Source organism: Pseudomonas sp. WS 5027 (assembly GCF_012985695.1).
Classification (GTDB): domain Bacteria; phylum Pseudomonadota; class Gammaproteobacteria; order Pseudomonadales; family Pseudomonadaceae; genus Aquipseudomonas; species Aquipseudomonas hygromyciniae.
Window position 1 is genome coordinate 72,131 of record NZ_JAAQWU010000019.1, and the last position, 14,192, is coordinate 86,322.

Here is a 14,192-nt window from a genome sequence, read left to right on the forward strand (position 1 = left end):
AACTTGCATGAAAAAGCACATGAGCATTGGCATGAACATCCTCGGTTTCGGCGCGCACGCGGCGGCCTGGCGGGTCGGCGAAGTGCCGGCCGATGCCTACCTGGATGTGGAGTACTACCGCAATATCGCGCGTATTTCCGAGCGTGGCTGCCTGGATGCGATCTTCCTGGCCGACGGCCCGGCCCTGGCGGGCGATGTGGCCACGCAACCGGTGGGCCGCCTGGAACCGACCATCCTGCTGACCGCCGTGGCCCTGGCCACGCAGCATATCGGCGTGATCGCCACCGCCTCCAGCACCTATAACGATCCCTACAACCTGGCTCGGCGCTTTGCTTCCCTGGACCATATCAGCGGGGGCCGCGCGGCCTGGAATGTGGTGACCAACGCCACTGACGCCGCCGCGCAGAATTTCGGCCTGGCCAACCAGATGCAGCACGAGCAACGCTATGCCCGCGCCGAGGAATTTATCGACATCGCGTGCAAGCTCTGGGACAGCTGGGAGGACGACGCGATCATCGGCGATGCCGGCACCGGGCGCTATGCGCACCCCGGCAAGATCCACACCCAGGACTTTGTCGGCCAGCACTTTTCCATCAAGGGCCCGCTGAACCTGCCCCGCTCGCCCCAGGGCCGGCCAGTGCTGGTGCAGGCGGGCTCGTCAGAGGGCGGCAAGGCCCTGGGCTCGCGCTATGCCGATGCGATTTTCACCACCCAGACCAGCCTGGAAGACGGCCAGCACTTCTACCGCGACATGAAGCAGCGCGCCGAGCAATGGGGACGCAACCCCGAGCACCTGAAAATCATGCCGGGCCTGTCCACGGTGATCGGCAGCAGCGAGGCCGAAGCCCATGCGCGCTTTGATCAACTCAATGCCTACCACGGCGAACATGGCCTGATTCAGCAAGTGGCCGCACGGATCGGCATCCCGGCTCAAGAGCTGGAACTGGATGCGCCGCTGCCATGGGCGCGGATCGGTGAAGTCGGCACCTATGAGAAAGGCTCCCAGGGGTTTCTCGAAGCCCAGCTCAACCTGGCCCGCCGCGAAGGCCTGACGGTGCGCGAGCTGTCTCGGCGCATTCTGGTCGGCCATCGGCTGCTGGTGGGCACCCCGGAACAGGTGGCCGACACCCTCGAACACTGGTTTCTCGCGGGCGCCGCCGATGGCTTCAACATCATGCCGGACATGTTTCCCTCGGGGGTCGAGGTGTTTGTCGATGAGGTGGTGCCGCTGCTGCGCAAGCGCGGGGTGTTCCGCCATGAGTACAGCGCCAGTACGTTGCGTGAGCACTTGGGGTTGCCGTACCCGCAGAGTCAGTATGCGAGGAGCCTGGCATGAACACCTCTACCCTGCCCTGGCGCTTGACCCTAGCGCTGCCGAGCGCTTTTCGCCCCGGTTTGTCACTGGCCTGGCTGTTTGTGATCGGCTTGTTGATCGCGGCGCTCGTGCCCCATTGGCTGACCGGCACCGACCCACTGGCCGCCGCTGCCCGCAACGCCTACCTGCCACCCAGCAGCAGCCACTGGCTGGGCACCGATGAAAACGGTCGCGATGTACTCGCCCGCTTGATCCACGGAGTACGCCCTTCACTGTTGATGGGCCTGGTGTCCACGGCCATTGGCCTCGGCGCCGGGATCATCCTCGGTTTGGCGGCGGGACTCGGCCCGCGCCTGGTGGATGGCGCGATCATGCGCTTGATCGATGTATTGCTGGCGTTTCCCGACCTGCTGTTGGCCCTGGTGATCATCACGTTCTGGGGCCAGGGCCTGTGGATCACGTTGATCGCGGTGGGCGTGGCGAGCATCCCGCGTTTTGCGCGGATGGTGCGTGCGCAGACCCTGGTGGTGCGCGATGCGCCCTACGTCGAAGCCGCCACCACCCTCGGCCGGCATCGTGCCGCCGTGGTGTTGCGGCATGTGCTGCCCAATGCGATCAAGCCGATCCTGATCCTCGCCACCATTGGCATCGGCCACAACATCATCACCGGCGCGGCGTTGAGCTTCCTCGGCTTTGGCGCCTCGCCGCCCGCGCCGGAATGGGGTTCGATGCTCGCCATGGGCCGCAATTACCTGGCCAATGCCTGGTGGTTGGTGGCCTGGCCGAGCGTGGCAATCATCCTGACCGTGGTGTCGATCACCGCCATTGGCCGTGACTGGCTGGCGCGCAGCGAGGGTAAATCCCGATGAGTACGTTAGTGGATGTGCAAGACCTGCGGGTGCAGTTTGGCCACACACCGATTATCAAGGGCATCTCGTTCAGCCTGGCCGCCGGCGAATGCCTGGCGCTGGTGGGCGAGTCTGGCTCAGGCAAGACCGTCACCTCACGCACCCTGAGCGGCCTGAGCGGCGCCGGATCAAAGGTTCAGGCTGAACGCCTGGCGTTTGCCGGCACCGACCTGCGCCAATTGGACGACCGTGCCTGGCAGACCCTGCGCGGTGCGCAGATCGGCTTTGTGATGCAAGACGCCCTCGGCTCCCTCGACCCGCTGCGCCCGGTAGGCAAGGAAATTGCCGAACCGTTGCGCTTGCACACGCAACTGGGTCGCGAGGCGCGCCAGGCACGGGTCATCGAACTGCTGCGCGCGGTCGGCGTGCCGCAACCGGAGTTGCGCGCGTTGCAGTACCCCCATCAATTGTCGGGCGGGCTACGCCAGCGGGCCCTGATTGCCTCGGCGATTGCCGCAGGCCCACGGCTGTTGATTGCCGATGAGCCGACCACAGCGCTGGACGCCACGGTACAGGCGCAAGTCCTGGCCCTGCTGGAATCCCTGCGCTCCCAGGCCATGGCGATGTTGGTGGTCAGCCATGACCTGGCGGTGGTGTCGCGCCTGGCGGATCGGGTGGCGGTGATGCATCACGGGGTGATTGTCGAGCAGGGCCCGGTGGAGGCGATCCTGCATGATCCGCAGCACCCTTACACCCAATCGCTGCTGCGGGCTGGGCGCGCCGTGCATTTCCAACGGCCGACCCGGGCGGCGCCGAAAGTCGCCAGTGTCGAGCGTTTCGACCTGCCGCTGATCGAGGCGCGCAACCTGCAAAAAACCTTTATCGGCCCCGACGGCCAGCCCCATGTCGCGGTGCACAACGCCAGCTTCAGCCTGCGGGCCGGGGAAACCCTGGGGATTGTCGGCGAGTCCGGCAGTGGCAAGACCACCCTCACCCGCATGCTGCTGGGGCTAGAACGCCCGGACGCCGGCGACGTGTGGCTTAACGGGCGGCCCTGGAGCGCACTCAATGATCAACAACGCCGCCAACTGCGCCAGCGTATCCAGGTGGTGTTCCAAGACCCGCAAAGCTCGTTTGACCCGCGCTACACCGTGGCCCGGGTGCTTAACGAGGCGCTGCAAGTGGCGGGCCTGCCACGCCGGGAATGGCCGGCACGCACCCTGGAGCTGCTGGCGTTGGTGCGCCTGGATCCCAGCGTGCTCGAGCGCCGCCCCCTGGAGCTTTCCGGCGGCCAGCGGCAACGTATCGCCATTGCCCGGGCGCTGGCGCCCAACCCCCAGGTGCTGGTGTGCGACGAGCCGGTCTCGGCCCTGGATGTGTCGGTGCAGGCGCAGATCCTCGCGCTGCTGGCCGACCTCAAGTCACGTCTGAAACTGGCCTGCCTGTTCATCTCCCACGACCTGGGCGTGATCAACCAGGTCAGCGAACGGGTGCTGGTGATGAAGGACGGTGAAGTGGTGGAAAGCGGCACGGTGCGCGACGTTTTTGACCACCCCCAACATGCGTACACCCGCGCCCTGCTCGATGCCATCCCGCAGATCGACCGGCCTGCCCCGGTGCCCGAACACCACTTCATTACCTATGCCATTGCCATATAAGGATTGTCATGAGCTTTTTGTCCGTGCCAGAGCTGTTGCAACGTGCCGCTGTGTTATTGCCACAGATCGCCGAGGGCGCCGCCGAACGCGAGCGCACCCGGCAACTGCCCCATGAACAGATCCGCCAACTGGCTGCAGCGCGCCTGTTGACCCTGCGCATTCCCCAGCGTTACGGCGGCAGCGAGTCCAGCGTGCGCCAGGTGGTGCAGTTCGTGATCGACCTGGCGGCAGTGGATTCCAATGTCGCCCAGTCCCTGCGCCCCAGCTTTGCCTTTATCGAAAGCCTGCTGGTGCAACCGTCCGAAGCCGAGCGCCAGCTATGGTTTGCCCATTACCTGCAAGGCGAGGTGTTCGGCAACGCCGGCTGGGAAATCGGCGGTGCCAACGGCCAGGTCAGCGCGCGGATTGTGCCCGAGGGCGAGCACTTTCGCGCCAATGGCAGCAAGTACTACAGCACTGGCGCGCTGTACGCCGATTGGGTCAGTGCGGTGGCACTGGATGAAAACGAGGAACCGGTTTCGTTCGTCGTGCCCCGCGGCCGTGAAGGCCTGGAACTGGTGGATGATTTCGACGCCATGGGCCAGCGCCTGACCGCCAGCGGCACCACGCGCCTGAACAACGTACTGGTGCGCCGCGAGGAAATCCGCACGCGGGTGGTGGAGGAAGGCCAGCGTTCGATCATCACCCCATTCCTGCAACTGTTCCTCGGCGCAGTGCAGGCCGGCATCGCCCGCAATGCCTTGAACGATGCGGTGGCCTTTGCCAAGGAGCATGCGCGGCCGATCAAGCACAGCAGCGCCAGCCGCTCGGTGGACGATCCCTATGTGGAGTTTTCCGTGGGTGAGATCTCGGCGCGCGCCTTTGCTGCTGAAGCCGTGGTGTTGCGTGCCGCTGACCGCATCGACGCCGCGTGGGCCAATGGGCTGGATCACCAGTCGGTGACCCGCGCAGCCATTGACGTGGCCCAGGCGCAATACATCGCCGCCGAGTCGGCACTCAAAGCCGCTGAACTGCTGTTTGACGTGGGTGGGGCTTCCACTACCGGACGCAGCCATAACCTTGACCGGCACTGGCGCAATGCGCGCACCGTGGCCAACCACAATCCTCGGCACTGGAAGGCCGCGGTGGTCGGCGCCTATCGGCTCAAGGACACCGAGCCACCGACGTCGGGCTTGTTCTAGAGCCTTGCTCTCTGGTATTGCATAGCAACTGTCTGCGCTTTTGAGGAGTTCACCATGATTTACCGCACACTGGGCCAGTCCGGGCTCAAGGTCAGCGCACTGACCCTGGGCACCATGATGTTTGGCGAACAGACCAACACCGAAGACTCGCTGCGCATCATCGACAAGGCCTGGGACCAGGGCATCAACTTCATCGACACCGCTGACGTCTACACCGGCGGGCGCTCGGAAGAAATTGTCGGCGAGGCCATCGGCCGCCATCGCGACGATTGGGTCGTGGCCTCCAAAGTCGGCTTCGGCCCGCCGGACGGCTTGCCCAACCGCAGTGGTTTGAGCCGCAAGCGCATTTTCAACGCGCTGGAGGCTAGCCTCACCCGCCTCGACACCGACTACCTGGACATGTACTACCTGCACCGCGAAGACCACGCCACCCCATTGGAGGTCACGATTTCGGCAATCGGCGACCTGATCCGCCAGGGCAAGATCCGTTATTGGGGGCTGTCCAACTACCGGGGCTGGCGCATCGCCGAAGTGGTGCGCGTGGCCGAACGCCTGGGGGTGGACCGCCCTATCATCAGCCAGCCGCTGTACAACATCGTCAACCGCCAGGCCGAGGTGGAGCAGATCACCGCAGCGGCAGCCTATGGCCTGGGCGTGGTGCCCTACAGCCCGCTGGCCCGTGGCGTGCTCAGTGGCAAGTACGCGCCGGATATCACCCCCGAAGCCGGCAGCCGCGCTGCACGCCAGGACAAACGCATCCTGGAAACCGAATGGCGCGTGGAGTCGTTGCGCATTGCCCAGCAGATCCAGCAATACACCCAAGGGCGTGGCGTGGGGATTGTCGAGTTTGCGATTGCCTGGGTCCTGAACAACCAGGCGGTGAGCTCGGCGATTGTCGGGCCGCGAACCGAGGCGCAATGGGATGCCTATACCGGGGCGCTCGAGGTGAAGATCAGTGCTGAGGATGAGGCGTTTATTGATTCGCTGGTGACGCCGGGGCATGCGTCGACACCGGGGTTCAATGATGTGGGGCACTTTGTTTCGGGGCGTATTGCCCGTTGATTGAATAAGGGCCAATGGGGAGGTCTGTGGCAAGGGGGCTTGTCCCCCGCTGGGCTGCGCAGCAGCCCCAAAACTTGCCACCTCGGTATATCTGGCAGAACGCGGTGAAGCTATTGGGGTGGCTTCGCCACCCAGCGCGGGGCAAGCCCGCTCGCCACGAAAAGCCAGCTAGCCCCCCCTTGTGGCGAGGGGGCTTGTCCCCCGTTGGGCTGCGCAGCAGCCCCAAAACCAGCCACCTCGGTATATCTGGCAGAACGCGGTGAAGCTATTGGGGCGGCTTCGCCACCCAGCGCGGGACAAGCCCGCTCGCCACGAAAAGCCAGCTAGCCCCCCTTGTGGCGAGGGGGCTTGTCCCCCGTTGGGCTGCGCAGCAGCCCCAAAACCAGCCACCTCGGTATATCTGATAGAACGTGTTGAAGCTATTGGGGCGGCTTCGCCACCCAGCGCGGGGCAAGCCCGCTCGCCACGAAAAGCCAGCTAGCCCCCACTTGTGGCAAGGGGGCTTGTCCCCCGCTGGGCTGCGCAGCAGCCCCAAAACCAACCACCTCGGTGTATCTGGCAGAACGCGGTGACGGTGTTGGGGTGGCTTCGCCACCCAGCGCGGGGCAAGCCCGCTCGCCACGATAAGCCAGCTGGCCCCCCCTTGTGGCAAGGGGGCTTGTCCCCCGTTGGGCTGCGCAGCAGCCCCAAAACCAGCCACCTCGGTGTATCTGGCAGAACGCGGTGAAGCTATTGGGGTGGCTTCGCCACCCAGCGCGGGGCAAGCCCGCTCACCACGATAAGCCAGCTAGCCCCCCTTGTGGCGAGGGGGCTTGTCCCCCGCTGGGGTGCGCAGCAGCCCCAAAACCAGCCACCTCGGTATGTCTGACAGAACGTGGTGACGGTATTGGGGCGGCTTCGCCACCCAGCGCGGGGCAAGCCCGCTCGCCACGAAAAGCTAGCTAGCCCCCCTTGTGGCAAGGGGGCTTGTCCCCCGTTGGGCTGCGCAGCAGCCCCAAAACCAGCCACTTCGGTATAGCTGGCAGAACGCGGTGACGGTATTGGGGCGGCTTCGCCACCCAGCGCGGGGCAAGCCCGCTCGCCACGAAAAGCCAGCGGTTTGCCTTCAGCGCATGGATGTCGTCAGCCCAGCGGCACATCCAGGCTGACCTTGACCCGGTCCATCACCACGATGCTGCGAAACCATTTGATATTGCGGTTCTCGTAGAACAGCGTGCGCGCCAGGGTTTCGTAGGCCTTCATGGTTTCCACCACGACCACCAGCATAAAGTCGGCATCGCCGGTGACGTAATAGCACTGCTGCACCTCGGGAATCGACATCTGCACCTTGAGCACGTCGAGGTCTTCGATATGGGTGCGCTCGGCGTGCACCTCCACCAGGATCGTGATCGGCTTGCCCACCGCATCCTGATTGACCACCGCTGTATTCGCGCTGATCGCCCCGCTCTGCTCCATGCGCTTGATGCGCCGCTGCACGGCGGCGGTCGACAGGTTGACCTGTTCGCCAATTACCCGCAGCGCGGTGGTGTTGTCCCGTTGCAGGTGCTTGAGAATCGCGCGGTCGAAATCATCCAGGGGCGACGGGGGGCTGATGGACATGCTGGCGAACCTTGGGCGTGAGAAAATTTCCCATAAGATGCCGTAAAACAGAGCAAACGTCTCACCTCAAAAGCAATATATTCCCACCTGAAATTACCCCCTCTTTTGTTTGAATCGGTTTGGCGAGGACTGCGTGTCTAAAGGCGTTGTTTTATCGGTAGCGGCCTCGGTGTTGTTTGCCGTGATGTATTACTTCACATCACTGCTCACGCCGTTGAGCGGCCTGGAGATTTTCGGTTGGCGCATGTTGCTGACCGTGCCGTGCATGACGGTGTTCATGGTGGTCAGCGGTGAGTGGCGCCAAGTGTGGGAATTGCTGCGCTTGCTCGCGGGCAAGCCACGGCTGATCGGTGGGATTGTGCTGTCGTCGGTGCTGCTGGGGGTGCAACTGTGGCTGTTTATGTGGGCACCGCTCAATGGCCGCAGCCTGGATGTATCCCTGGGTTACTTTCTGCTGCCACTGACCATGGTCCTCACCGGGCGCCTGGTGTATGGCGAAAAACTCTCGCGGCTGCAGCTGATCGCGGTGGTGTTTGCCGCGATTGGCGTGCTTAACGAGTTGTACCAGGTGGGCGGTTTCTCCTGGGCGACGCTGCTGGTAATCATCGGTTACCCGATCTACTTCGTGCTGCGCAAACGCCTGGCGACCGACCATTTAGGTGGCCTGTGGCTGGATATGGCGCTGATGCTGCCGGTGGCGCTGTGGTTTGTGCAAAGTGGCGAGCAGGGCTTCGCCGTGCTGGATGCGCACAAAGGGTTGTATGGGTTGATCCCGATGCTCGGGCTGATCAGTGCTTCGGCGCTGGTGTGCTACATCATCGCCAGCCGGCTGTTGGCGTTCAGCCTGTTTGGCCTGCTCAGCTATGTGGAGCCGGTGTTGTTGCTGGGGGTGGCGTTGCTGCTGGGGGAAAGCATCGGCCCGGGTGAGTGGCTGACCTATATCCCGATCTGGCTGGCTGTGATGGTGTTGGTGTTTGAAGGATTCAAGCACCTGATGCGTCAGCGTAGAGCCTGACCCAATAACTGTAGGAGCGAGCTTGCTCGCGAAGAACTCAAAGACACCGCGCCGCCTCAGGCAGTACGCGTTATCGTTGACGTCCATCGCGAGCAAGCTCGCTCCTACAAAAAGCCCTGTCAGTCGGTAGTCAGCACACCACGACGAACCTGGTCACGTTCGATGGATTCGAACAGGGCCTTGAAGTTACCCTCGCCGAAGCCGTCATCCCCCTTGCGCTGGATGAATTCGAAGAACACCGGGCCCATCAGGGTTTCCGAGAAGATCTGCAACAGCAGGCGCTTGTCACCGGCCACGGACGAACCGTCCAGCAAAATACCCCGCGCCTGCAATTGGTCCACCGGTTCGCCGTGGTTTGGCAGGCGACCTTCGAGCATTTCGTAGTAGGTATCTGGCGGCGCCGTCATGAAGCGCATGCCGATCTTCTTCAACGCATCCCAGGTCTTGACCAGGTCTTCGGTGAGGAAGGCGACGTGCTGGATGCCTTCGCCGTTGAACTGCATCAGGAACTCTTCGATCTGGCCTGCACCCTTGGACGATTCTTCGTTCAGCGGGATGCGGATCATACCGTCCGGGGCGCTCATGGCCTTGGAGGTCAGGCCGGTGTATTCACCCTTGATGTCGAAGTAGCGCGCTTCACGGAAGTTGAACAGCTTCTCGTAGAAGTTGGCCCAGTAGGCCATGCGCCCGCGGTAGACGTTGTGGGTCAGGTGGTCGATGACCTTAAGGCCAGCGCCCACGGGGTTGCGGTCCACACCTTCGATGAATACGAAATCGATATCGTAGATCGAGCTGCCTTCGCCGAAACGGTCGATCAGGTACAGCGGCGCGCCGCCGATGCCCTTGATGGCCGGCAGGTTCAGTTCCATCGGGCCGGTTTCGATATGGATCGGCTGGGCGCCGAGCTCCAGCGCGCGGTTGTAGGCCTGCTGCGAATCCTTGACACGGAACGCCATGCCACACACCGATGGACCGTGCTCGGCGGCAAAGTACGAAGCGATGCTGTTGGGTTCGTTGTTGAGGATCAGGTTGATCTCGCCCTGGCGGTACAGGTGCACGTTTTTCGAACGGTGGGTCGCAACTTTGGTGAAACCCATGATCTCGAAGATCGGTTCCAGGGTGCCCGGGGTCGGCGATGCGAATTCAATGAATTCAAAGCCCATCAGGCCCATTGGGTTTTCGTATAGATCTGCCATGATTTGGCGCCTCATCATCTTTTTAGAATTAAGTAAATTAATTGCCAGCAAGGATGAGGTGGGTCGGTGGCGCACAGGAAATGCCGCGCACGCTGCGGGCGAGGAAGTCACCGTAGATGAGTTGGAACCCGAGTAGCTTCATGGTTGGATCATTCTCTTACGGGCGTCTCTGACGGACGAGGCCTGCATGGAAACAGGCGCTTATTCTTGTATGCGTAAATCGATTCTACACAGCGTAACCAGGTTTGTCCGTATTCCTTATCAAATCCCTATGCCCTGGCGGGCGCAAGGGGTTTATTGCACAGGTAGATGCCCAGCAGGATCAACGCCGCGCCAAAGAACATCGGCCGGCCGGCACATGATGTGCAACGGCCATTAGCGCCGAAGGTGGTGCGACAAATCGGTTTGGCGGTGCTGGACCGACGCCAGTCATCTGCGGCGACCCTGGCTTTTATCCAGATGGCGCAACGCGTAACCGCTGTTTTTTGTAAGGGCACCCACTAATCCAGGCAACGACGCAATAGACCAAACAGTCTTTCCCCGTCAAAATGTGTTGCAAAGTTTGGCAAAGCCAAGCCCACGCACAACGAGTCAAGTAGCTAGTTCCACGTGTAGTAAATGCTAATTTCCATAGGCCAACTATCCTCCAGTTGTCCGACGTATTGCCTGTAGCCGTTACCAGGCGTCTCCCTTACTTCGCTACAGGCTGCATACATGCCACTTACCCTCAAAGGCCCGCGCAAACGCGCCGCCCGCTACTCGATCTCACTCGTGTGCGGCCTGCTGCCGATTCTGCTGGGTGTAGTCATTCTTTATATGCAGGCCCAGCGCACTCTGGAACAAAGTACCGAGCACACGGCCATTGAGGCCGTGCGCCAATTCGACCTGATGCTCGATAACACCGCCCTCGCCGCCCAGCAATTGCTGCCATTGGCAGGCAAAGACTGTGACAACGCGACGCAACTGGCGCTGCGCGAGCAAGTCACACGCCGCCCATTCGTGCGCGCAACCACGCTGTCCTGGCAAAAAAGAATTTACTGCAGCTCGTTGTTTGGCGACGCCAATGTGTCAACGGTCAATCCTGACGACTATGTCGACGGTCGCCTGTGGCTGATGAATGGCAATCCGGTCACGCCCAATACCGCGCTGTTGGTATACCGACTGGTGGAAGGTGACAAGGCGGCATTTGCCTCGATTGACGGCTATCACCTGACCAATGCCCTGCGCCTGATCAGCCGTTATACCTACCTGGTGTTGCAGGTGGGGCCCAACTGGCTAGGCAGCGATGGCAAAGTTCACACCAGCGCGCCGCCGGTATTTGCCGTGGCCCATCACCAACTCGCCTCCCAGCGTTATGACTACAGCGTGGAAGCCGGGATGCCCGAAGGCGAAGTATGGCGTTATATGGAAGCGCGCTACCCGGCCTTGTTCAGCCTGGTGGTGTTTTTCGGGGTGCTGGCAGGCGTGCTCGCGCACTGGCTGCAAAAGCGCTCTTCGGCCCCCACCCATGAACTGCAGCGGGCGCTGGGCGCCAATGAGTTCGTGCCGTACTACCAACCGGTGGTGCGCGGCGACAGCCTGCAATGGGCTGGCTGTGAAGTCCTGATGCGCTGGCAGCATCCAAAGGAAGGCCTGGTACGCCCGGACCTGTTTATCCCCCTGGCCGAGCACTCCGGGCTGATCGTGCCCATGACCCGCGCGTTGATGCGCCAGGTCGCCACACAACTGGCGCCCCACGCCGATCGCCTGGGCGAGAATTTCCACGTGGGCATCAACATCACCGCCCGGCATTGCCAGGACCTGGAGTTGGTGCAGGACTGCCGGGAGTTCCTCGCGGCCTTCAAGCCGGGCCAGGTCCTGTTGACCCTGGAGCTCACCGAGCGCGAACTGATCGAACCCACCGATGTGACCCGCCAGTTGTTCCAGGCCTTGCACAAACTGGGGGTGATGATCGCCATTGATGATTTCGGCACTGGCCACTCCAGCCTGGGTTATTTGCGCAACTTCAATGTTGACTACTTGAAGATTGATCAAAGCTTCGTAGCGATGATCGGGGCCGATGCTTTATCGCGGCATATACTCGACAGCATCATCGAGTTATCGGGCAAGCTTGACTTGGGCATCGTCGCCGAAGGCGTGGAAACCCAAGAGCAGTGCGATTATCTGATGGCACAAGGCGTGGACTTTTTGCAGGGTTACCTGTTTGGCCGCCCAGTGCCTTTTGACGCATTCATTAAGTCTTTGCATAGCGCTTGAATATCGATCTAGCATCATTGTGAAATATTGTTATTTATACAAAAGACATGATTTACTCGTGGCTCATTAACTACTACAATTTTTCCTGCCTGCGCTGAATTGGCAGGAGAGCCACATTTACCGAGTCATGCTGAGGCTCTTGGCTTATAGCTTTGTTTACAGTTGGTATCAGCCAAATACACTATTGGAGTAAAGATTTTGTCCAGACTCGCCGAATTTCGCGCAGCAGAAAAAGCCCTTCAAGAGCAGCTCGCCCAGCTGGAATCCCTGAAGAACGACGCTGGCTTGAAGAAAGAAATCGAATTTGAAGAAAAGCTTCAAGGGCTGATGAAAACCTACGGCAAGAGCCTGCGCGACATCATTTCCATCCTTGATCCAAACCCGGGCAAATCGGGAATTCAAGTGGCAGCTGCCCCTAAAACCCGTCGCGCACGTGTGGTCAAGGTGTATCACAACCCACACACCGGCGAACTGATTGAAACCAAGGGCGGTAACCACCGCGGCTTGAAGGCCTGGAAAGAACAGTACGGCGCCGCCACTGTAGACTCCTGGTTGCGCGGCTAATACCGGCGCACTAATAAAAGCCCCACACACGTGGGGCTTTTTTGTTTGTGCACGGTGATTTCACGACCTGCAGCTCTCGCAAGTGAACTTTTAAATACCCTCCACTTCGTACAAATTTACTGGCCAGTGGCTCTACGCTGCGGTTCTATAGTTATGTAATTTTTCCTCACTGCACCATGTCAGGTATCTGGCCATCACTGATCAAAGTTTCAGGCTTGCGCGCACCGAGCTGACTTCGTCCTTGCTCGACTCATAAGCCTGCGCTTGTCCGGCGTATGAAAAAACATAGGCCTTATTCGTATCAACAGCACCCACCAGTGTTTGCGAGAACACATGCCGACCGTTCTCGGTAATCACGCAGGTAGTTTCCAGGGCCTCAAGGCGACTCAGGGTAGTCGGGTGCATCTTGTTGCACACACTTTGATAGCCGCTGCGGGCAAAGTCCTTCTGGATAGACTTGCGCATCTCCAACAGCACACCTTGCAGATTGACCACATGCCCAGGCTCGATCGGCGTACCGGTCAGCTCCATGACCATCAGGGTCTGGCCATTTTCATCGTTCTTTATCGCCCGCTGGCGAGATACCAGAGATGGCGTTGCAGGCATGTCTGCGTCAGGCACCACCTCTTCCACTTGCCAGCCGCTGGGCCAGTGAATCTCAGGCTCTGCCGCCAGCACAGCGGAGCTGCCCAAGAGCAGGCACAAGGTACACAACAACGGTTTTTTCATTCGGCTCATTACGCAAGGCACTCGAAGTTCAAGCCACAAAGTTTGAGCCCGTCCATAGAATGGTCGCAAGGCCCGCGTGAGTTTTTCATTTGGCGCGGTCGGTGTAGCCTGCGTATCATGATGGCGCTGCACAGATCTGCCGCAAGCCAAGGGACCGCTCAATCCACGAGCTGCGTCTGCCCCATTTTTTCTGGAGGGCCCATGAGCCTGCACGAATTGAACACCTTCCCGGGCGTCACTGCCCAACCCGACACCGCCACTTCGAACTTCGTGTTCAACCACACCATGCTGCGGGTCAAGGACATCACCAAGTCGCTGGACTTCTACACCCGCGTCCTGGGTTTTTCCCTGGTTGAGAAGCGCGACTTCCCGGAAGCCGAATTCAGCCTGTACTTCCTCGCCCTGGTCGACAAGGCGCAAATCCCCGCCGATGCCGCCGCGCGCACCCAGTGGATGAAGTCTATTCCGGGCATCCTGGAACTGACCCACAACCACGGCACCGAAAACGACGCCGACTTCGCCTACCACAATGGCAACACCGACCCACGTGGCTTTGGCCATATCTGCATTTCGGTGCCGGATATCGTCGCGGCCTGCGAGCGCTTCGAAGCACTGGGTTGCGACTTCCAGAAGCGCCTGAGCGATGGCCGCATGAAAAGCCTGGCATTTATCAAGGACCCGGACGCCTACTGGGTCGAGATCATCCAGCCAGCGCCGCTGTAACGGGCACATCCCCTGCAATCAACTCGGTCTTGCTCAAAGACCGAGG

Annotated in this window: 12 protein-coding genes; 9 read left to right on the forward strand and 3 right to left on the reverse strand. The window is 61.1% G+C overall.

The features are described from left to right. Positions 1-7: 7 nt before the first annotated feature. From HBO09_RS21635 to HBO09_RS21655, 5 genes are read left to right on the forward strand one after another with little or no spacing between them, the layout of a single operon-like run. Positions 8-1,336 carry an LLM class flavin-dependent oxidoreductase gene (locus HBO09_RS21635; protein WP_169997073.1) on the forward strand — a complete coding sequence of 443 codons (1,329 nt, stop codon included), beginning with the start codon at positions 8-10 and terminating at the stop codon, positions 1,334-1,336. Then, positions 1,333-2,184, forward strand: coding sequence for an ABC transporter permease (locus HBO09_RS21640; protein ID WP_169997075.1), 852 nt, complete (start codon positions 1,333-1,335; stop codon positions 2,182-2,184). Before HBO09_RS21635 ends, HBO09_RS21640 begins: the two co-directional genes overlap by 4 nt. Continuing rightward, positions 2,181-3,821 carry an ABC transporter ATP-binding protein gene (locus HBO09_RS21645; protein ID WP_169997077.1) on the forward strand — a complete coding sequence of 547 codons (1,641 nt, stop codon included), beginning with the start codon at positions 2,181-2,183 and terminating at the stop codon, positions 3,819-3,821. Before HBO09_RS21640 ends, HBO09_RS21645 begins: the two co-directional genes overlap by 4 nt. A gap of 8 nt (positions 3,822-3,829) precedes the next feature. Further along, a complete protein-coding gene (locus HBO09_RS21650; RefSeq protein WP_169997079.1) occupies positions 3,830-5,002 on the forward strand; it encodes an acyl-CoA dehydrogenase family protein in 1,173 nt (390 codons plus the stop codon). 54 nt (positions 5,003-5,056) lie between these two features. Continuing rightward, positions 5,057-6,064 (forward strand): aldo/keto reductase, encoded by a 1,008-nt coding sequence (locus tag HBO09_RS21655; protein ID WP_169997081.1) that lies wholly within the window; start codon positions 5,057-5,059, stop codon positions 6,062-6,064. 1,122 nt (positions 6,065-7,186) lie between these two features. On the opposite strand, the gene HBO09_RS21660 is transcribed toward HBO09_RS21655, so the two are convergent. Then, entirely contained in the window at positions 7,187-7,663 is a 477-nt protein-coding gene (locus HBO09_RS21660) for an Lrp/AsnC family transcriptional regulator (protein WP_169997083.1), read from the reverse strand. Between the two features lie 133 nt (positions 7,664-7,796). On the opposite strand from HBO09_RS21660, the gene rarD reads away from it, so the two are divergent. After that, positions 7,797-8,678, forward strand: a complete 882-nt coding sequence (gene rarD, locus HBO09_RS21665) for an EamA family transporter RarD (protein WP_169955848.1) — start codon at positions 7,797-7,799, stop codon at positions 8,676-8,678. Positions 8,679-8,797: 119 nt separating this feature from the next. Here rarD and hppD read toward each other — a convergent pair whose 3' ends face one another. Beyond that, positions 8,798-9,874 carry a 4-hydroxyphenylpyruvate dioxygenase gene (hppD, locus tag HBO09_RS21670; protein ID WP_169997085.1) on the reverse strand — a complete coding sequence of 359 codons (1,077 nt, stop codon included), beginning with the start codon at positions 9,872-9,874 and terminating at the stop codon, positions 8,798-8,800. Positions 9,875-10,588: 714 nt separating this feature from the next. Between hppD and HBO09_RS21675 the strand changes: the two genes are divergently transcribed. Together HBO09_RS21675 and HBO09_RS21680 are read left to right on the forward strand one after the other, a co-directional pair. Beyond that, complete coding sequence (locus tag HBO09_RS21675) at positions 10,589-12,130, forward strand: EAL domain-containing protein (RefSeq protein ID WP_169997087.1); 1,542 nt, start codon at positions 10,589-10,591, stop codon at positions 12,128-12,130. Between the two features lie 198 nt (positions 12,131-12,328). Next, positions 12,329-12,694, forward strand: a complete 366-nt coding sequence (locus HBO09_RS21680; protein WP_029294664.1) for a histone-like nucleoid-structuring protein, MvaT/MvaU family — start codon at positions 12,329-12,331, stop codon at positions 12,692-12,694. 201 nt (positions 12,695-12,895) lie between these two features. Here the strand turns inward: HBO09_RS21680 and HBO09_RS21685 are convergent, their stop codons facing one another. After that, the gene (locus HBO09_RS21685; RefSeq protein WP_169997089.1) at positions 12,896-13,432 is read right to left on the reverse strand and encodes a DUF4946 domain-containing protein; all 537 of its coding nucleotides are present in this window, start codon (positions 13,430-13,432) and stop codon (positions 12,896-12,898) included. A 192-nt stretch (positions 13,433-13,624) separates the two neighbouring features. Between HBO09_RS21685 and gloA the strand changes: the two genes are divergently transcribed. Beyond that, positions 13,625-14,146: a lactoylglutathione lyase gene (gloA, locus tag HBO09_RS21690; protein WP_169997091.1), complete on the forward strand. Its 522-nt coding sequence runs from the start codon at positions 13,625-13,627 to the stop codon at positions 14,144-14,146. Positions 14,147-14,192: the final 46 nt, after the last annotated feature.